This is a genomic window from Methylobacterium sp. C25 (genome assembly GCF_021352225.1).
Classification (GTDB): Bacteria; Pseudomonadota; Alphaproteobacteria; order Rhizobiales; family Beijerinckiaceae; genus Methylobacterium.
The window spans coordinates 133,432-152,497 of the sequence record NZ_JAAUVI010000004.1 but is presented as its reverse complement, the minus strand read 5'-3'; the positions used below and the strand labels follow the sequence as shown (position 1 = coordinate 152,497).

Below are 19,066 nucleotides of genomic sequence, written 5' to 3'. Positions count from 1 at the left end.
AGCGGCGCCGGATGATGCCGCGATGAGCAATGCCCCCTCGCCCGAGCCCTCACCTCCACGATCCGGAAAAGTCATGTTCTTCCCGCTCTCGAAGATCATCTTCTTTCTGATCACGCCGTCGAACTTCTTCATCCTGATCGGGCTGCTCGGCTGCCTGCTCCTGTTCACGCAGGCGGCTGCACCGATCGGGCGGATCTTTGCGATCTTCGGTTTCCTCGGGCTGCTCACCGGCGGTCTCTCGCCACTTCCGATCTGGACGATCCTGCCGCTGGAGGAGCGGTTTCCCGCCTTTGTCGATGACGGGCGCCCGATCACCGGCATCGTCGTGCTCGGCGGCGGCCTGATGACAGGGATCTCCGCAGAGCGCGACCAACTCACGCTCAACGACGCGGGCGAGCGCCAACTCGCCCTCGGCGACCTCGCCCGGCGTTATCCGCAGGCGCGGCTCGTCTTCTCGGGCGGCAGTGCCAGCCTTAAGGAGGACGCGGTCACCGAAGCCGGCACGGTCGGCCGCTTCGCCGAGTCCCTCGGCGTACCGCGCGATCGCTTGATCCTCGAAGAGCGCTCGCGCAACACGCGCGAGAACGCGAGGTTCACCGCCGAGCTGGTCCAGCCGAAGCCGGACGAGCGCTGGTTGCTCGTGACCTCGGCCTGGCACATGCCGAGGGCCGTCGGCTGCTTCCGCAAAGCTGGCTTCCCGGTGACGGCCTATCCGGTCGACTACCGGACTGCCGGTCCGCATGACGTGACGCGCTTCAACACCTTCGCCTCGGACGGCCTGCTCGAACTCGATCTGGCCGTGAAGGAGTGGATCGGCCTCGTGGTCTACAAGCTCGTCGGCTACACCGACACGTGGATGCCCGCGCCTGAAAAGTCGCCCTGAGCCCTGGTGCTAGGGAGCGACGCTCCCCATCTCGGGCGGCTGTGCTCGATCGAAGGGGCAGCCCGCCGGCCGGCCAGCCGTGTCGCTTCTTCGGAGGCCGGCATGACCGATCTCGTCAGCCAACTCACCGCGCTCTCGACGAACCAGCTTCTCGTTGCCGGCATCGGTACGACGATCGCCGCCTTTCTCGCTCTGCAGGCGACCCGGCTCGCCGCCGGCCTGAAAGCCTTCATCGGCAGCCAGATTTTCTCGACGCTGACGGCGCGCTCCAACGGTGCCTCCGTCGAGCGCCTGACCGGGCTCATCGCGCGTCATCGCCTGCATGCCTGGGGCCGCAGCTACAGCGTCACCGAGGACAATGCGCTCACCGTCGGCTACGGCTCCGGCATCGCCCGCTGGCAGGGCACGTGGATCTGGTACAACCTGCGGATCGACGAGAACGCCAAGACGTTCCAGGTCGTGGAGGTGCTCACCCTCGCCTTCCTGACCCGCGATCGCACCGCTATTCGTCGCTTCCTCGACGAGGCGCTCGACGACGCGATGCAGGATCGCGGCACCATCGACATTCACCATCGCTCGACCAGCGGCTGGCAGGCGATCCGCCGGGCCAAGCGGCCGATCGAAACCGTCTTCGCCAATGGCGCGATGAAAGCCGAACTCATCGAGAAGGTACGCTGGTTCCTCGCCAACGAGGAGTGGTACCGGCGGCGCGGGCTGACCTACAAGCTCGTCATCCTGCTGCACGGCGAGCCCGGCACCGGCAAGTCGAGCCTGATCCAGGCCATTGCCAGCCACTTCAACCGCGACCTCTACTGCGTCGACCGGCTCGTCGCGCTCGGGCCGGAGATCGGCCGCTTCAAGAACGGGATCCTGGCCATCGAGGACATCGACACGCTTGGCTCGCTGAAGCGCGAGGCTGGCGAGACCGCGCCTGTGCCTGGCACTATCGGCGATGCGAAGGCCCTGCTGCACGGCGTGCTCAACACGCTGGACGGACTTGCCACGCCGCACGGGCTGATCACGATCATCACGACGAACCACGTCGCGGCGCTGGATCCCGCCATGGTGCGCCCCTGCCGGATCGACCTGAAGCTCGAGGTCAGCGCGCTCGATTACGACGCCTTTGCCGAGATGTTCGCCTCGTATTACGACGGAGCCATGCCGGCGCTGCCGCGCGAGGCCTATCGACCGCAGACGGGTGCGCGTCTCCAGGAGGTCTTCATGGGCGCTCCCGGGGCTGCCGATGCGGAAGCCGCCCTGCGGCGGATGAGCTGCAGGACGCTGGAGGCCGCCTGAGGAGGGGAACGCTTTTGCCGGCGCAGCGTTCGCTTCGCGACGAACGTCGCGCCGCCAGCAGGACGGCAGGAGGCTGTGATGGCCAATTCGACCGCCGTACCACCGATAGGTTCTTCCAACACTCCGCTCGCTGGCGTCGCCAGGCTCGACGCGATGAGTGCGGTTCTTGCGCGGAACTGGTGGCTCGTGGCGCTGCGAGGCGTCTTCGCCATCCTGTTCGGCGTTCTCGCCTTTGCGGCTCCGCAGGCTTTCTTGCTCGCATTGGCGCTGTACTTCGCGGCCTACATGCTGGTCGATGGCGGCTGGACGATCGCCTCGGCGATCCGGGCGGCTCAGAAGCACGAGCGCTACGGATTTCTGCTGCTGGAAGGGATCGTCGACATCGTCGTCGGGCTCGCTGCGGCCTTGATCCCGGCGGCGGCGATCTGGGCCTTCGTGCTGCTGGTCGCCACCTGGGCCCTCGTGACGGGCGCCCTGATGATCGCTGCCGCCTTCAGGCTGCATCTCCATTACGGCCGCTGGTGGCTCGGGCTCGGTGGCGTGATCTCGATCCTGTTCGGGCTGGCACTGGCGATCAATCCCGGCATGTCGGCGATCGTGCTGGCCTTTTGGATGGGTGCCTACAGCCTCGCCTTCGGCGTCATGCTGCTGTTCCTCGCCTTCAACCTGCGCGGCCGCTACGCGTCGTCTAGGTGAGGCTCGACGGACCCAACCGGTAGATCCCGCGAAAGTCGTCGGGATCGGCCACCGGTTTGCCCTTGCGCAGGATGGCGATGCGGCCCTCCTTGGTCAGCCGCACGGCGACGCGTCGTATCGGCTGCATCAGCGGCCCCCAGCCGTCGGGATGCGGGCCGCCGATGGCGCGGGCGACCTCAGAGGGGCAGCAGGTCTTGCCCGGTCCGCGCTCGACGACGAGGTCGAGCATCGTCTTCTCGATCACGGCCTCATCGGCCATCGCGGGTCTCCTCGTCGGCAAGCAGGGCGGCACGGATCTCGGAGGAGAATTGCCGGCGCCACATCACGAAGACGCAGGCGGCGGTGGAAGCGATCAGGACCGGAGCGCTGACGAACCAGCCGAGATACGCCAGCGCGAAGAAGAAGGCCCGCTGGCCCCGGTCGAAGTGGTTGCCGGCGGCGATGTTCATGGCTGCTGCGCGATGCGCTGCCTTCTGCATCGTCTCGTAGTCGACGCCAGTGCCTTTCGGCGGCACCGCGCCGATCAGGATCGCGCCGTAATTGAACAGCCGGTAGGCCCAGGAGAATTTGAAGAAGGCGTAGACAAACACGATCGCGAGCCCGGCGACCTTCACCTCCCAGGTCGCCCGCGTCGTCGCGACGCCGAATGGCAGCGAGCCGAACAGGCTGAGCACGTCGTCGCTCGAGCGCGACAGGGTCAGCACCGAGCCGAGCGCGATCAGCGAGGTCGAGGCGAAGAAGGCGGTGCCGTTCTGGAGGGAGGCGTTGATGGTGGTGTCGACCACACGATTATCGCGTCCGATCAACTGCTCGGCCCAGATCCGGCGCTGGCCATGCATGATCCGGCTCAGGCTGCGGTGACCCTTCCGGCTCTGCACCGCGTAGCCGTAGGTCAACCAGGCCCCGACGAAGAAGACCAGCCCGACGAGGTCGAGGGGCGAGAAGGCTCTGAGATCAGGCATGACGTCGGGCGGCCCCGGATCCGGCGGGAGGGCTCATGGTCTGGCGGCTACAGAGCGCGCCGCGGCGCGGCAAGCCCTGCGGGCGAGATTCGCGATTGCGGCTCAATGGGTCACCTCGAAGTCGCAGCCCTGGACTGAGTCTGCCGCGGTGATGTCGATGCCCTCGACGCGCGCTGCCGGTGGCCCGTCGCGGCATTCGGCGACGAGCGCGTCGACGGCCTCCGCCGGACCGGAGAAAACGCCTTCGACGGCGCCATCCTCGCGGTTGCGCACCCAGCCGACGATCCCGTGGTGGCGTGCGCGCTCCTGCGTCCACTTCCGGTAGAAGACGCCCTGGACGCGGCCGCGGATGACCACATGGATCGACTTGGTCTCGCTCAATGGGCTGCTCCGTTTCTCACCGTCCACCTAGAGCATGCTGCGAAAAAGTGGACACGGATTTTTCGCGCAAAGCATGCTCTAACTCATTGAATCGATCATGTTTTCTGCGTTTTGATCGCTTCAATCAAAACGCAGCATGATCTCGCGCGGGCTACGCGGCCGTCAGGCCCGCGCCCGCCGCAGCCACCCGCGCATCTCCTGAACGTATGGTCCTGGCAATTGCGCGGCCTGCGCTGCCGCGAGTACGTCATCCAGATAACCCGGCCGCGGGATGCCGGGGGCGGTGCTGCGGCCGAAATAGATCAGTGCGCGCTTCACGCCGCCCGGCGTCGTGATTGGCTGGCTCGCCTTGACGTAAAGGCCGCCCGCCACGCCCTCGTAACGGTCGAGCGCCGGGACGTCCGCAAGCGAGAGGTCCCAGAGCACGCCCCAGACGGTGGAGCCGCGTGCGCGGATCACCGAGGCGTAGCCCTCCTTCATGATGATGAAGCGGTGCCCGTTGAGCCGCCCTCCCCCGACCAGCCGGGATTGCGGGCAGCGCGCGGCCATCGCGGCCGCATCCATGTTGGCTCCGTAGGCGAAGTAGAGTGGCATCGCGGGCTTTGGCTGAGGTCTGAGGGCCGCTGTACGAAGGAGCGAGCGGTCCTGTACAGTAACGGTGTCGCCCGGTCCGGGCGCGCAAATACCTGCACGAGGCTTGCCAATGCGCCATTCGTCGCTCCCGACCGATCTGGGACCCGTCCGCTGATGGCCGGCACGATCCGCGTCGGCGTCGGCGGCTGGACCTTCGAAGACTGGCGCGGCGGCTTCTATCCGAAGGAACTGCCGAAGACGAAGGAGCTCGCCTACATGGCGGAGCGCCTGACCGCGATCGAGATCAACGGAACCTTCTATCGCGGGCAGACACCGGAGACGTTTCGCAAGTGGGCCGGCGATACGCCCGATAACTTCCAGTTTTCGGTGAAGGCCTCACGCTTCACCACGAGCCGACGTGTCCTCGCCGAGGGCGCGGAGTCCATCGCGCGATTCCTCGATACGGGTCCGACGGAGATGGGCGACCGGCTCGGCCCGATCCTCTGGCAGCTTCCGGCCACGAAAAAATTCGACCGCGACGACATCGCGGCCTTCCTGAAGCTGCTGCCGGCCAAGCGTGAAGGGAAAACGCTGCGTCACGTGATCGAGGCGGGCCACGAGAGTTTCGCCGACCCGGCCTTCGTGACCCTGTTGCGCGAGGCCGAGGCCGATGTCGCACAGGTCGTGCTCGACGATCCCGATCACCCGACCATCGCCGACGTCACGGCGGACTTCGTCTATCTCAGGCTGCAGCGCAGCCGGGACATCGAGACGGGCTATTCGGCGGATGACCTCGATGCCTGGGCCAAGCGGCTGAAGACTTATGCCGATGGCGGTGTGCCCGACGACTTGCCGACGCTGAGCGGCGACAAACCGAAGAAGCAAAGGCGTGACGTCTTCGCCTTCTTCATCTCGGGCGCGAAGGCACGAAACCCTGCAGCCGCGATGGCGATGATCGAGCGGCTGTGAGGCTTACTCGCCCGGCGGTGTGCGCTCGCTGCGCTTCACGGCCCGCTCGTTTGCGAGCATGGCGAGATAAGCCGCCGTCAGGACGAAGGCGGGGATGACGAAGGTGACGAAGATCTGGCCGGAATTCATGGCCTGAGGCTCCGCAGGACGCGTCTGCCTATCCAATGTAGGCCAAATCACGGAGAACCCGCCCGTGCTCCAGCTGAAGTGCGGAGCGCTTGCGACACCGAAGCTGGCCGCCGTGATCGGCGTCACGACGCCGATCACCACGAAAGCCACGCCGATATTGTTCAGCCCGGTGGCGAGAAGCTTTGTCTGCTCGTTCCGGGCGGCATCCGACATGGCTGCCCCTTAAGGCGAGGCCTCGCTCAGGCGAATTCCAGGATCACCTCGTCGACGGCGAGGCTGTCGCCTTCCTTGGCCGCGATGGTGGAGATCTTGCCGTCGCGCTCAGCGCGCAGGACGTTCTCCATCTTCATGGCCTCGACGATGGCGAGCGCCTCGCCGACCTTCACTTCCTGGCCTTCCTCGACCAGGATCTGCTTCACGAGGCCTGGCATCGGGCAGAGCAGCTGCTTGCCGGAATCGCCGGTCTCCTTGACCGGCATCAGTGCGGCGAGCTCGGCCTCGCGGCGGGTGTAGACGCGGGCATTCGCGGCCACGCCGCCATGCTGCAGGAAGACGCCGTTGAGCACGCCGCGCACCTGGATCGCGACGTTCTGGTTGCCGACCGTGCCCGTCCAGACCGGCTGACCGGGCCGCCAATCGCTGAGCACGGGCGTCACGGTGCCGTCCTCGCTCGTCACCACGAGTTCGTTGCCGACGGTGGAGACGGTCACGTTGAAGCTCTGATCGGCGAGCTGCACCACGCGCTCGCGCTCGAAGTTCAACAGGCCCGGATCGCGCATCTGGCCGGAGATGCCGCGCTTTCGCTGGTTGAGCTTGTGGTCGATCGCCGCGGCGACGGCGGCGAGGCGCAGGGCGATCTCGCCCTCGGGCGCCGGGGCGGTGAAGCCGTCCGGGAATTCTTCCTTGATGAAGCCGGTCGAGAGTTCGCCGCTGCGCCAGCGCGGATGCGCCATCAGCGTCGCCAGGAACGGGATGTTGTGGCGGATGCCGTCGATCGCGAAGGCGTCGAGCGCGGTGCCCTGTGCCTCGATGGCCTCCAGGCGGGTCGGCGCCCAGGTGACGAGCTTTGCGATCATCGGATCGTAGTGGATCGCGATCTCGCCGCCCTCCTCCACGCCGGTATCGTTGCGCACGATGGCGTCGCCGACCGGGCCCTCGGCCGGAGGCTGGTAGGTGGTGAGGCGGCCGATCGAGGGAAGGAAGTTGCGGGTCGGATCCTCGGCATAGACGCGGCTCTCGACGGCCCAGCCGTTGAGCTTCACGTCGCTTTGGCCGAGCGGCAGCTTTTCGCCGGCGGCGACACGGATCATCAGCTCGACGAGATCGAGCCCGGTGATCATCTCGGTCACCGGATGCTCCACCTGGAGCCGGGTGTTCATCTCGAGGAAGTAGAAGGACTTGTCCTGGCCGGCGACGAATTCGACGGTGCCGGCGGAATCGTAATTCACTGCCTTGGCGAGAGCGACGGCCTGCTCGCCCATCTTGCGGCGGGTCGCCTCGTCGAGAAGTGGCGATGGGGCCTCTTCGATGACCTTCTGGTTGCGGCGCTGGATCGAGCACTCACGCTCGCCCAGGTAAATCACGTTGCCGTGCTTGTCCCCGATGACCTGGATCTCGATGTGGCGGGGGTCGACGATGAACTTTTCGACGAAGACGCGGTCGTCGCCGAAGGAGGACGCGGCCTCGGACTTGGCGCGATCGAAGCCTTCCTTCACTTCACCGGCGGATTCCGCGATCCGCATGCCCTTGCCGCCGCCGCCGGCCGAGGCCTTGATCATGACCGGGTAGCCGATCTCGTCGGCGATCTTCACGGCGTGCTCGGCATCCTGGATCACGCCAAGATAGCCCGGAACGGTGGAGACCTTCGCCTCGGCCGCGGCCTTCTTCGATTCGATCTTGTCGCCCATGGCGGCGATGGCGCCGGGATTCGGGCCGATGAAGACGATGCCGGCCTCGGCCAGCGCTTTCGGGAAGGCCTCACGCTCGGACAGGAAGCCGTAGCCCGGATGCACGGCCTGGGCGCCGGTCTGCTTGCAGGCCTCGATGATCTTGTCGATCAGCAGGTACGACTGCGCTGCGGCCGCGGGGCCGATATGGACAGCCTCGTCCGCCATGGCGACGTGGACGGCGTCCCGGTCGGCATCGGAATAGACCGCGACCGTCTTGATGCCCATCTTCCGGGCCGTCTTGATGATGCGGCAGGCGATCTCGCCCCGGTTTGCAATCAGGATCTTGTCGAACATCACAGGCCGCGTTTTGGGAGGAAGTGTCGTCGTGCGGAGACCCGGACGGGGCCGGGCCGCATTCCGATAAAGCACTTGCTCGGCCGGCGAAAGCTTTGCCGGCCCCTGTCGTAAAGTGAATACAATTCAGCGGGTTTTGGCGGCCTCAGGCTGCGAGGGCGAAGCTGCGGGAGCGCGCTGCCGCAGGCCGGCGTGCCCAGCGATTGGCCTCGAGTGCGAAACCCGTCAGCACGTCGTCGCTGGCCTCGGCCTCGCGGACGAGATCGACGGCGATGCGCGCGCCGGTTGGTGTCGGACCGGTACGGCCGCCGATCGAGGCGACGAGCCATGAAGCGGTCTCGCCGTCGATACGGCCATGAGGGGTCTCGCCCCACACGGCGAAGTCAACGACCAGAGCGACGAGCAGGTCCGCGAAGGTCTCGTCCTTGTCGGTCACGGCCCGGTCGAGGGCGAGCAGCAGGTCGACCTCATCGCGGTGCTCGAGGCCATCTTCGAGGCGCTCCTCCCGCAGGATTCGCACGTCGGCGCGGGTGATCGTGCCGGCGGTGGCGATACGGTTGCAGAAGAGTTGAAGAGAAAAGTTGCTCATGTCTTGATGCCTCCCCCGGCTTTTGTCTTGCCGGTCTCTTGTCCCTGTGTGTCTGCACTATGCGTGATGGCCTCGTCTCAAGAGGTTAACGGTCAAATCTGAATGGAATTTCAGGTTAAAGCGTCATCACGATTGGTGCTTTCGAAATCGTAATCATGAATGAGCGCATTTTTCGGATCTTGCATCTTCGCGCTGCGGCGGATGGTCCGGAGACGATCAGCAAAACGGAGCGGGGCGGCACTTGCGTGCCGCCCCGCCAGGGCCGTCGTCAGATTCGAATGTCCGGTGCGGGCCTACATCACGACGACCTTCGTGCCGATCGGCACGCGGTTGTAGAGGTCCATCGCATCCTCGTTGAGCATGCGGATGCAGCCCGACGAGACCGATTGGCCGATCTTCTCCGGCTCGTTGGTGCCGTGGATGCGGTAGAGCGTGTCCCTGCCGTTCTGGGCGAGGTAGAGCGCGCGGGCGCCGATCGGGTTGAGCGGGCCGCCCTCCAGGCGATGCGGCAGATCGGGCTTGCGCTCGAGCATTTCCTTCGGCGGGTTCCAGTCCGGCCATTCGAGCTTGCGGTCGACATTGGCCGTCCCCGACCAGGAGGCGCCTTCCTTGCCGACCGAGACCGGGTACCGCATCGCCTTGCCGTCGGCCATGACGAGGTAGAGGCGCTTCTCGGCCGTCGCGACGATCACCGTGCCCGGCTTCTCCTTGGTCGGATAGTCGACGACGGTGCGCAGGAGCGCGGGGTCGTTGATCTGGGCGGCCGGCGCGAGCTTCAGCCATTCGCGGTCGCGCTCGGGTCCGGGAGGGAAAAAGGGTGGCGGCGGGGGCAGCGGCATCGTGCCGCCGACGGCATTCGGCGGGGTCAGCGCCGCGAGCTGCGTTGGGGGACGCTCGGCGCGCTCGGACATGCACGCGGTCAGCGATGCACAGAGCGGAGCGAGGGCAAGGAGCCTGAGGACGGAACGCATATCGTGGTTGCCCAGTAGACGGAATGCCGAGTCGGATGGCCGACAGGACCGGCGATAAATTGCCGAGCTTCATGGTCATGACTGTGGCAAGCTGCCCTTGCCGAGCGAAACCGTGGCGCAATTGCTGCGCTTGTTGCCGAGATGAGACAGCAGGCCGGCCCGTTGCAGGCGCCGCGCTGGTGGGAGGATGATCGTGACCACCCTGTACGTGAGCCATCCCAGCGCCCTCGACCATGTCGTCCCGCCGGGCCACCCGGAGCGCCCGGCCCGTATCCAGGCTGTGGAGCGTGCGCTGGAGCAGGAAAGCTTTTCCGCGCTCGTCCGCTGCCTCGCCCCGCGCGCCGACCTGGCTGCGGCCGAACTCGCTCACCCGGCCGAATACGTCGAGACGATCGCCAAGGCCGCGCCCACCGACGGCTACGTGCAGATCGATTCCGATACGCTGATGTCGCCAGGCACCCTCAAGGCGGTGATGCATGCCGTCGGCGGAGCCATGCTCGCGGTCGATTCGGTGATGAAGAAGGAAGCGACCAACGCCTTCGTTTCAATGCGGCCGCCCGGCCACCACGCCGAGCGCGCGACGCCGATGGGCTTCTGTCTGTTCAACACCGTGGCCATCGCCGCCCGTCATGCCCGGAAGGCCTACGGCGCCAGCCGCGTCGCGATCGTCGATTGGGACGTCCACCATGGTAACGGCACCCAGGATATCTTCTGGGACGACAAGGACATTCTGTACGCCTCGACTCACCAGATGCCGTTGTTTCCCGGCACGGGCTCGGCCTCCGAGCGCGGCAATCACGACACCATCGTCAACGTGCCGCTGCGGTCGGGCGACGACGGCAGCGTCTTCCGTGAGGTGTTCGAGGCCGGCATCCTCTCGCGGCTCGAGATCTTCGCGCCCGATCTCATCATCATCTCGGCGGGCTTCGATGCACACCATCTCGACCCGCTGGCGAATCTGCGCCTCACCGAGGCGGATTTCGGCTGGGCGACGCGCCGGCTGATGGAGGTCGCGAACAAGCATGGCGGCGGCCGCGTCGTCTCGGTGCTGGAGGGCGGCTACGATCTCGACGGGCTCGGCCGCTCAGTCGCGGCGCATGTCGATGCGCTGATGGGCCGGTAGGCAACGTCTCTCAGGGGAGCCTGCGCCGATCGAATGGCCTCGCCGCGGGCGCTCCGGACTCTGGCCCTGGGGCAACGGAAGGAGCCGCTGTTTGGTTGAGCCGTGGCCGTTTTGGCTGAGATCCGCTCTCGGGAAGCGACGCTATTTCCCGGAAACGCATGCATCGATGGGCTTGCGTGTGAAGGCGGCGGGCTTCGAGCCGTTAGCTTATAGGGGCCAGTCGGCGGAATTTCGTGCCGCCATTACCGACGACCGCCGGGCTCTCCTGCATCTCCTCGACTACTGCTCCCTCACGCATTTCTCCTATCCGATACGGCTCGACACCGCCGGTTTCAGCCGGCTTGCCGAGGCACGCTGCTGGAATCGAAACTCGCTCGCCGAGTTGATGTCGAGTCTGATCAACAGCCACTTGCTGCTGCATCCAGACACCGCCCGAGATGCGGACTTCTGGCAGGCCGTCCTGCCGGCGATGCAGCGTGTCGGCCAACCTTATCTGCTGATTGGCGACAGCCACTCGCTCGCCAGCCGGATTGTTGGAAACAACTGGCGAGACCCCATCATTCCCATTCACTTGGCTTGCTTGGGGGGCTCTGCGCTTGGGCTCAACAATCCGCACTCGCGCTCAGGGTACCATTCCAGACTTGCGCGGCTTGCGGCGGCCCTTGGCGAAACGGGGCTGGCGTCTCGGCTGCCGGTTTTCTTCCAGTTTGGCCAAGTCGATGTGGAATTCGTCTCGGTCTTCCGCCGCATCCAGTCCGGTGAACGGGCGTTTGACCGCGCTGGCTTCGAGGCATTCTGCGACACGGTCTCCGATGCGTATCACGCATTTCTCGGCAGCTACTATGGATCGCCATTCGCGACGCATGTTCTGTCGATCTTCCCGCCGGCACTGTCGGACGAGTCTTGGGCACAGGGCTACGCGAACGCTCACATCGTTGGGCTGGAGGGGGATCGTTCGCCAGAGGCGATGATCGATGCTGTGAGGTCGATAGATATCCCGAAGCTTAGTGAAAGAACGGCGATGCATGACAGCTTTAACCAGCGTCTTCGCGCGATCTGCAACGATCGGGGCTTCCGGTTCATCGACCTCTTCACGCCCATTCTCGGCTCCGATGGGACTATCGACCAACGATTCGTAGCTCGGTCGGCGGGCCGCGACCACCACGTCGATCCCGAGCCGCTGCGTTCGGTGGTCGGTCCGATCCTCAAGGCATCAATAAGCCGCAACGTCCGCCTGCAATCAGACCGCTAGATCACCATGCTTAAACAGCCGCGTAGTTAGGAAAGCCTGATCCTCACACGGCCCGATGGTTTGGTGCCTTTAGGTCGAGACGACCAGTCTCGTCGATCCTGACCTTGAGATCATCGAACTCCCTTCGAGAAAAATGGTCCGATCCGGGAATTCCGGAGGGAGTTGGAGCAAGCTACCGGTGTCGTGATCGCGCCGAACTTGCGGTTGCCGCAATCCGGGCCGAGTCTGCCCTAGCTCGCCACCGGGACTTCGCCTGCGATGATCCGTCCCCTGCGCTGCCTCGCCGCCCTTGCCTTGCTCGCGGGCTCGGCAGTGTGTGCCGATGCCACGCCAGCCGAAGACGCGGCCTTCGTCGATGCGCTGACCTGGGGCATCACCCCGTCGAGTTTTTCGGAGTTTCGCACAAAGGGACGAGAGGCGTGGCTGCGCGAGCAGCTGCATCCGCCGGCCCAGCCGCGGCTGCCGGCGGCGGTGCAGGCGCAGGTCGACGCCCTGGCGCCGAGCGGCAGCCTGTTCGACCGGATTGCCGCGCTCCAGGCCCAGGGCAAGGAGGCCAATGCCGAGCCGGATCCCGAGGCCAAGCAGAAGTCACGGCGGGCGCTGCAGGCCTCGCTCAATGCCAGCGTCAAGGACGCCGCCTCCGCGACTTTGCTCCGCGCGCTCTACAGCCCCGACCAGCTCCGCGAGCGCCTGACCTGGATCTGGTTCAACCGCTTCAACGTTCATCTCGGCAAGGCGAACCTGCGCGCCATGGTCGGCGACTACGTCGATACCGCGATACGCCCGCACGCGCTGGGCCGCTTCCGCGATCTCGTCGAGGCGACCCTGCGGCACCCGGCGATGCTGCGCTACCTCGACAATGCCGACAACGCCGCCGGGCACATCAACGAGAACTACGCCCGCGAGCTCTTGGAGCTGCACACCATGGGCGTCGGCACCGGCTACACGCAGGGCGATGTCGAGAACCTCGCCCGCATCCTCACCGGAATCGGCATCGATGCGCGGACGGAGGACCCGAAGGTGAAGCCCGAGCGGCAGGCCGATCTAGTCCGGGCCGGCCTGTTCATCTTCAACCCGAACCGGCACGATTACGGCGACAAGAACCTGCTCGGCCACACGATCCGCGGGCGCGGCTGGGCCGAGATCGGCGAGGCGCTCGACATCATCTGCAGCCAGCCGGCGACGGCACGCAGCGTCTCGCGGGGCCTCGCCCGTGCCTTCATGGGCAGTGAACCCTCGGGCGCCCTCGTCGACACCATGGCGGGCGTCTTCGCCAAGAGCGGCGGCGACATCCCGACCGTGCTCGATGCTCTTTTTCACTCGCGTGATTTCACGGCGCCCAACGCGGCCCGCTTCAAGGACCCGATGCGCTTCGTGCTCTCGGCGGTGCGGCTCGCCTATGACGGGCGCCCGATCCTGAACACCGCGCCGATGCAGGGCTGGCTCAACCGCCTCGGCGAGGGCCTGTTCAACCGCACCACGCCGGACGGCTACCCCCTCGACGCGGCCTCCTGGAGCGGGCCGGGCCAGATGACCACACGCTTCGAGATCGCCAGGCAGATCGGCTCGGGATCGGCCGGCCTGTTCAACGCCGTGATGCCGGATGCCACCGAGGTGCCGGCCTTCCCGCTGATCCAGAACGAGCTCTACTTCTCGACGCTGGCCGCCACGCTGAGCGAGCCGACCCGCACGGCCCTCGCCCAGGCGGTTTCGCCGCAGGACTGGAACACGCTGTTCCTGTCCTCTCCCGAGTTCATGCGGTGAGGCTGGGCATGAAGGATCTCGCCATGGATCGTCGCGATCTCATCCGGGCGTCCTTGGCGCTGGGGCTCTCCGCCGTGGCCGGGCGCGTCTGGGCCGCGCCGAAAGCGGATGCGCGGCTGCTCGTCGTCTTCCTGCGCGGCGCCTACGACGCCGCCAACGTGGTGATCCCGACGGGCAGCGACTTCTACTACCGCTCCCGGCCGAATCTCGCCGTGGCGCGACCCGACCCGAACAACCCGGCCGCCGCCCTGACGCTCGATGCCGATTGGAGCCTGCATCCGAGCCTGCGCGAGACGATCCTTCCGCTCTTCGCGAAGGGTCAGGCGGCCTTCGTGCCCTTCGCCGGCACGGACGACCTCACCCGCAGCCATTTCGAGACGCAGGACACGATCGAGCTCGGCCAGACCGTCGGCAGCGGGCGCGACTACAATTCCGGCTTCATGGCGCGGCTCGCGGCCGAGCTGACCCGCGTGCGACCCATCGCCTTCGCCGAGCAGATGCCGCTGATCTTTCGCGGCGGCGAGACCGTGCCGAACATCGCCATCGCCCGAGTCGGCAAGCCTGGCATCGACGAGCGCCAGGCCCGGCTGATCACCGCGATGTACAAGGCGACGCCGCTGGCCTCCTCGGTCAGCGAAGGGTTCCGGGTGCGCGACGAGGTCTATCGGACGATCTCCGCGCATCAGGAGCAGGCCGATCGCGGGGCCGTGTCACCGAAGGGGTTCGAGCTGTCGGCGCGGCGCATCGGCCACCTGATGCGCGACCAGTTCAACCTCGGGTTCGTCGATGTCGGCGGCTGGGACACCCACGTGAACCAGGGCGCTGGTACAGGGTATCTCGCCGACCGGATCGGGGAGCTCGGGCGTGGGCTCGCGGGCTTCGCGCAGGAGATCGGCCCGGCCTGGAACGACACGGTCGTGGTCGTACTCTCCGAGTTCGGCCGCACGTTTCGCGAAAACGGCAACCGTGGCACAGACCACGGCCACGGCAGCGTCTACTGGGTGCTCGGCGGCGGCCTCAAGGGCGGCCGGATCGCCGGCCCGCAAGTGAAGGCCGACGAGGCCCACCTCTTCCAGAACCGGGACTACTCTGTGCTCACCGACTATCGGGCGCTGTTCGCCGGGCTCTTTCAGCGGCTCTACGGGCTCGACCAGACGGCGCTTCGAAGAGTGTTTCCGAGCGTAGATGCCACGGATCTGGCGCTGATCTGAGCGCTTCCGCCGTCATTGCGAGCGCAGCGAAGCAATCCAGAGCCACACCCGCGACGCCTGCCCGTTGGCCCTGGATTGCTTCGCTTTCGCTCGCAATGACGGTTCAGGTTTGCTCGAAGACCTGGAGGCCGTCGGCTGTCGCGCGCACGGCTAGGCGCTCGTAATCCCGGTACTTCGGATGGCCGGTCTCGAACGGATGGGCATGCGTTGTCGTGATGACCAGGGCCGGTGCTCTGGCGGCATCGGCAGCTGTCAGGCCAGCCGGCGAGTCCTCGAAGACGAGGCAATCCTCGACCGACACACCGAGCCGCTCCGCGCCGAGCAGGAAGCAATCGGGCGCAGGCTTGCCATGCTCCACATCCTCCGCCGCGATCATCAGTGGTGGCAGCGGCAGGCCGGCCGCCGCGATGCGCCGCTCCGCGAGCAGGCGCGGCGCCGAGGTGACGATTGCCCAGCGCTCGCGCGGCAGGTCGGCGAGAAACGCCGGCGCCCCGGCGATCGGCGCGACGTCCGCGACGTCCTCCATCTCGGCCTGCATGATGGCGTCCGCCTCGGCCACCGGATCGATGCCGGGCAGACCGAGGCGGGCGATGGTCTCCACCGTCCGCACGCCGTGGATCGTCGGCAGGAAGGTCGCGACGTCGAGGCCGTGCCTCTCCGCCCAGCGCGCCCAGACCCGCTCGGCCGAAGCGATCGAGGTCAGGATCGTGCCGTCCATGTCGAAGAGGAACGCGGCGAAGGCCTGCCCTGGGAACAGCGGGCGTTCGGTCACTCCAGAGGCTCGTCGCCGAGCAACTCGATGCCAAAGCCGGAGAGGCCGACATAGGCGCGCGAGGACGCGGAAAGATTGCGGATCGAGTGGACGCCGAGATCGCGCAGGATCTGCGCGCCGAGGCCGACTTCGCGCCACTGGCGCACGCGCTGCGCTTCCGCGCCCTCGTCGGCGTAGCGCGAGAGCGGCACGCCGGCGGTGCCGTCGCGCAGGTAGACCAGCACGCCCCTACCCTCGCGGGCGAAGCGGCGCATGACGCAGTCGATCTGGCCGCCGCCCTCGATCACGTCGGCGACGACGTTAGAGCGGTGCAGGCGCACCAGCACGTCGCGGCCGTCGCCGATCTCGCCATGGACGAAGGCGAATTGCTGGATCGTCTCGAAGGGCGTGACATAGGCATAGCCCGTCATCGCGCCGTGCTGGGTCTTCACCGGGAAGCTGCCGACACGCTCGACCAGCCGGTCGCGGGCCTGGCGATAGGCGATCATCTCGGCGACCGAGACGCGCTTCAGGCCGTGCGTCTCGGCGAAGGCGTCGATCTGCGGCCCCTTCATCACGGTGCCGTCGTCGTTGGCGAGCTCGCAGATCACGCCGACCGGCGGCAGGTCGGCGAGCTTGCAGAGGTCGACCGCGGCCTCGGTATGGCCCGAGCGCATCAGCACGCCGCCGTCGCGGGCGATCAGCGGGAAGACGTGGCCGGGGCGCACGAAATCGGCCGCGCCCATGTTGCCGTTGGCGAGCGCACGCACCGTGTTGCAGCGCTGCTCGGCCGAGATGCCGGTGGTGAGCCCGTGCTTCACGTCGACGGTGACGGTGAAGGCGGTGCCGAGCGGCGCGTCGTTCGAGGCGACCATCGGGGCGAGGTTGAGCCGGCGGGCCTCCTCCAGCGTCACCGGCGCGCAGACGATGCCGCAGGTGTTGCGGATGATGAAGGCCATCTTCTCCGGCGTGCAGAGCGAGGCGGCGACGACGAGGTCGCCCTCGTTCTCGCGGTCGTCGTCATCCGTGACGACGACGATCTCGCCACGGGCAAAGGCCGCGACGGCCTCGGAGACGCGGGAATGGTGGGTCACGTTTGACTTCCGGTTCTTCAGGCGCTCTGGGGCGGTTCGCCGACCTGCCCTCGATGGCGCAGATAGTGATCCGCGAGCACGCACGCCATCATGGCCTCGGCGACCGGCACGGCGCGGATGCCGACGCAGGGGTCGTGGCGGCCCTTGGTGACGATCTCGACGTCGCGGTTGTCGCGGGTGACGGTGTTCCGGGGCGTGAGGATCGAGGAGGTCGGCTTCACCGCGAAGCGGCACACAACGGGCTGTCCCGTCGAGATGCCGCCGAGGATGCCGCCGGCATGGTTGGCCAGAAACGTCGGCGCGCCGGCATTGCCCGAGCGCATCTCGTCGGCATTCTCCTCGCCGCGGAGCGCAGCGGCCGCGAAGCCGTCGCCGATCTCGACGCCCTTCACCGCATTGATCGACATCATCGCCGCGGCCAGATCCGCATCGAGCTTGCCGTAGACCGGAGCGCCGAGGCCGACGGGCACGCCCTCGGCGACCACCTCGATCACCGCGCCGATCGACGAGCCGTCTTTTCGGATTTCGTCGAGATAGGTCTCGTAGAAGGCGGCGGCCTTGGCGTCGGGGCAGAAGAACGGGTTCTGCCCGACCTGCTCCCAGTCCCAGTTCGCCCGGTCGATGGCGTGCGGACCCATCTGCACCAGGGCGGCGCGGATGGTCACGCCCGGCAGCACCTTGCGGGCGATGGCGCCGGCCGCGACGCGTGCCGCCGTCTCGCGGGCCGAGGAGCGACCTCCGCCGCGATAATCGCGGATGCCGTATTTGGCGTCGTAGGCGTAATCGGCATGGCCCGGACGGTAGCTGTCGCGGATCTCCGAATAATCCTTCGAGCGCTGGTCGGTGTTCTCGATGACGAGGGCGATCGGCGTGCCGGTGGTGAGCTGGCGGCCGCCGGTGCGGTCGTCGGAGAACACGCCAGACAGAATCTTCACCTGGTCAGGCTCGCGGCGCTGGGTGGTGAAGCGCGACTGGCCGGGCTTGCGCCGGTCGAGTTCGGCCTGAATCTCCTCCGCCTCGATCGCGAGGCCGGGCGGACAGCCATCGACCACGCAGCCGAGGGCGACCCCGTGGCTCTCGCCGAAGGTGGTGACGCGAAACAGGTGGCCGAACGTGTTGTGGGACATCTCAGGCCCGCTCTAGCGCGGGAGGCGAGGAGTCACAAACACGATGGTGCATGGCGCGATTGCGCGAAGCCTCAACGCGGGGGCAGTGGCACCTTTGACAGCTTGCTCAGATCGGCGATCGGCAGGTCGCACCCGTAGACGCCCTCAGCATAGGAGCTGACGGAATATTGCCCGAAATAGACCGAGGCCTGCGTCTCCTTGATGGACCAATTGGCAAGGTCCTTCACGATCTCGGAGACCTTCTTGGCGAGATCGGGATCGTCGCCATCGTCCCCGGTGCCGCGCTCGACCTTCTCGGCCTTGATCTGTTTCACGCAGCGTTTGTCGATCTCTGACGCTGCCTTGGCGTCGAACAGATCGGAGAAGCCGAGGATGCGGCCGCTGCGCAAGTCGATATGGATGCCGGTGCCGCTGGCGCCGCCATGGGCGCCGCCGCTGTAATCGTAGCCCGTGGACCAGATCGAGAGGAAGGCGGGCGAGGCGTAGGAGATCGACCAGTTCTCCTCGTGGCTCCAGCTGCGGTCGTCCGGCTCGTCCTTCTTGAAGTCGATCTTGGCGGCGATTTCATCGGCGCGGGCGTTGAGCAGACGCTCGCCGGGTGTGGCAGGGTCGGCGAACTTGTAGAGTTGCACGTCGACCTCGACCTTGTCGCGGCTGCCAGCCTGGCGAATGAAAACCGGGATCAGGCGGCTCTGCGCGCCAGGACCGGATTCCGGCCGTGCGGTGAGGACGCCGGTGCGCGCGCCGTTCGAGTCCGCGGCGCAGGAGGCGGGTGTCTTCTCCTTCCCGCAATTCTCGTTGCGCTGCTTCAGCCACGCGCGCTGGTCGTCGAGGGCGGCCTGTTTCTGCGGGCCGGTGAGGCCTGCGCGAAGGGCGTTGAACGCCGATTCCATGGCGTCGTCGGAAGCCTTGGCAACGGGATCGGCGCAGATCGCCTTCTCCATCGGCGTGGCCGCCTTGGCGCAGTCGAAGGCCATGGCCGGGGCACCGCCCATCAGCACGAGCCCGGTGGCGGCGGCACCCGTGCGAAGCTGAGATCTCATTCTTTGGAT

General features: G+C 66.8%; 20 protein-coding genes. 8 read left to right on the top strand and 12 right to left on the bottom strand.

Translation table 11 applies throughout. From position 1 onward, the window contains the following. Positions 1–73 precede the first annotated feature (73 nt). The 3 genes from HCU64_RS13265 to HCU64_RS13255 all read left to right on the top strand — a co-directional run bounded on the left by HCU64_RS13265 (position 74) and on the right by HCU64_RS13255 (position 2,875). Positions 74–883, top strand: coding sequence for a YdcF family protein (locus HCU64_RS13265; protein ID WP_233384440.1), 810 nt, complete (start codon positions 74–76; stop codon positions 881–883). Positions 884–985: 102 nt separating this feature from the next. Then, positions 986–2,179 (top strand): AAA family ATPase, encoded by a 1,194-nt coding sequence (locus HCU64_RS13260; protein WP_233384439.1) that lies wholly within the window; start codon positions 986–988, stop codon positions 2,177–2,179. Between the two features lie 78 nt (positions 2,180–2,257). Then, positions 2,258–2,875: an HdeD family acid-resistance protein gene (locus HCU64_RS13255; RefSeq protein WP_442785957.1), complete on the top strand. Its 618-nt coding sequence runs from the start codon at positions 2,258–2,260 to the stop codon at positions 2,873–2,875. Here HCU64_RS13255 and HCU64_RS13250 read toward each other — a convergent pair. The 4 genes from HCU64_RS13250 to HCU64_RS13235 all read right to left on the bottom strand — a co-directional run bounded on the left by HCU64_RS13250 (position 2,868) and on the right by HCU64_RS13235 (position 4,812). Then, positions 2,868–3,134, bottom strand: a complete 267-nt coding sequence (locus HCU64_RS13250; protein ID WP_233384438.1) for a DUF3253 domain-containing protein — start codon at positions 3,132–3,134, stop codon at positions 2,868–2,870. The two genes, HCU64_RS13255 and HCU64_RS13250, sit on opposite strands and share 8 nt — an antisense overlap. After that, complete coding sequence (locus tag HCU64_RS13245; RefSeq protein ID WP_233384437.1) at positions 3,124–3,837, bottom strand: DUF599 domain-containing protein; 714 nt, start codon at positions 3,835–3,837, stop codon at positions 3,124–3,126. The genes HCU64_RS13250 and HCU64_RS13245 overlap by 11 nt, the downstream gene beginning before the upstream one ends. A 102-nt stretch (positions 3,838–3,939) precedes the next feature. Continuing rightward, positions 3,940–4,218 (bottom strand): acylphosphatase, encoded by a 279-nt coding sequence (locus HCU64_RS13240; protein WP_233384436.1) that lies wholly within the window; start codon positions 4,216–4,218, stop codon positions 3,940–3,942. Between the two features lie 162 nt (positions 4,219–4,380). Continuing rightward, the gene (locus tag HCU64_RS13235) at positions 4,381–4,812 is read right to left on the bottom strand and encodes a gamma-glutamylcyclotransferase family protein (protein ID WP_233384435.1); all 432 of its coding nucleotides are present in this window, start codon (positions 4,810–4,812) and stop codon (positions 4,381–4,383) included. A gap of 153 nt (positions 4,813–4,965) precedes the next feature. Here HCU64_RS13235 and HCU64_RS13230 point away from each other — a divergent pair, with 153 nt between their 5' ends. Continuing rightward, a complete protein-coding gene (locus tag HCU64_RS13230; RefSeq protein ID WP_233384433.1) occupies positions 4,966–5,760 on the top strand; it encodes a DUF72 domain-containing protein in 795 nt (264 codons plus the stop codon). A 3-nt stretch (positions 5,761–5,763) separates the two neighbouring features. On the opposite strand, the gene HCU64_RS13225 is transcribed toward HCU64_RS13230, so the two are convergent. The 4 genes from HCU64_RS13225 to HCU64_RS13210 form a co-directional block, all read right to left on the bottom strand. Further along, positions 5,764–6,102 (bottom strand): hypothetical protein, encoded by a 339-nt coding sequence (locus tag HCU64_RS13225; protein WP_233384432.1) that lies wholly within the window; start codon positions 6,100–6,102, stop codon positions 5,764–5,766. Positions 6,103–6,128: 26 nt separating this feature from the next. After that, a complete protein-coding gene (locus HCU64_RS13220; RefSeq protein ID WP_233384430.1) occupies positions 6,129–8,132 on the bottom strand; it encodes an acetyl-CoA carboxylase biotin carboxylase subunit in 2,004 nt (667 codons plus the stop codon). Positions 8,133–8,277: 145 nt separating this feature from the next. After that, on the bottom strand, positions 8,278–8,721 hold the full coding sequence (locus tag HCU64_RS13215; RefSeq protein WP_233384429.1) for a hypothetical protein: 444 nt from the start codon (positions 8,719–8,721) through the stop codon (positions 8,278–8,280). 293 nt (positions 8,722–9,014) lie between these two features. Further along, positions 9,015–9,632 (bottom strand): L,D-transpeptidase, encoded by a 618-nt coding sequence (locus tag HCU64_RS13210; protein WP_442785956.1) that lies wholly within the window; start codon positions 9,630–9,632, stop codon positions 9,015–9,017. Positions 9,633–9,885: 253 nt separating this feature from the next. On the opposite strand from HCU64_RS13210, the gene HCU64_RS13205 reads away from it, so the two are divergent. From HCU64_RS13205 to HCU64_RS13190, 4 genes are all read left to right on the top strand, one after another. Next, positions 9,886–10,815, top strand: coding sequence for a histone deacetylase family protein (locus HCU64_RS13205; RefSeq protein ID WP_233384427.1), 930 nt, complete (start codon positions 9,886–9,888; stop codon positions 10,813–10,815). A 166-nt stretch (positions 10,816–10,981) separates the two neighbouring features. Beyond that, positions 10,982–12,067: a hypothetical protein gene (locus HCU64_RS13200; RefSeq protein WP_233384426.1), complete on the top strand. Its 1,086-nt coding sequence runs from the start codon at positions 10,982–10,984 to the stop codon at positions 12,065–12,067. A gap of 258 nt (positions 12,068–12,325) precedes the next feature. Continuing rightward, a complete protein-coding gene (locus HCU64_RS13195; protein WP_233384425.1) occupies positions 12,326–13,831 on the top strand; it encodes a DUF1800 domain-containing protein in 1,506 nt (501 codons plus the stop codon). Between the two features lie 23 nt (positions 13,832–13,854). Further along, positions 13,855–15,042, top strand: a complete 1,188-nt coding sequence (locus HCU64_RS13190; protein WP_233384423.1) for a DUF1501 domain-containing protein — start codon at positions 13,855–13,857, stop codon at positions 15,040–15,042. A 103-nt stretch (positions 15,043–15,145) separates the two neighbouring features. Here the strand turns inward: HCU64_RS13190 and HCU64_RS13185 are convergent, their stop codons facing one another. The 4 genes from HCU64_RS13185 to HCU64_RS13170 form a co-directional block, all read right to left on the bottom strand. Then, positions 15,146–15,799: an HAD-IA family hydrolase gene (locus tag HCU64_RS13185; RefSeq protein ID WP_233384745.1), complete on the bottom strand. Its 654-nt coding sequence runs from the start codon at positions 15,797–15,799 to the stop codon at positions 15,146–15,148. Positions 15,800–15,810: 11 nt separating this feature from the next. Continuing rightward, positions 15,811–16,887, bottom strand: a complete 1,077-nt coding sequence (ribB, locus tag HCU64_RS13180) for a 3,4-dihydroxy-2-butanone-4-phosphate synthase (RefSeq protein ID WP_233384421.1) — start codon at positions 16,885–16,887, stop codon at positions 15,811–15,813. A gap of 17 nt (positions 16,888–16,904) precedes the next feature. Next, positions 16,905–18,014, bottom strand: coding sequence for a chorismate synthase (gene aroC, locus HCU64_RS13175; RefSeq protein ID WP_233384419.1), 1,110 nt, complete (start codon positions 18,012–18,014; stop codon positions 16,905–16,907). Between the two features lie 71 nt (positions 18,015–18,085). After that, positions 18,086–19,057 (bottom strand): lysozyme inhibitor LprI family protein, encoded by a 972-nt coding sequence (locus tag HCU64_RS13170; RefSeq protein ID WP_233384418.1) that lies wholly within the window; start codon positions 19,055–19,057, stop codon positions 18,086–18,088. Positions 19,058–19,066: the final 9 nt, after the last annotated feature.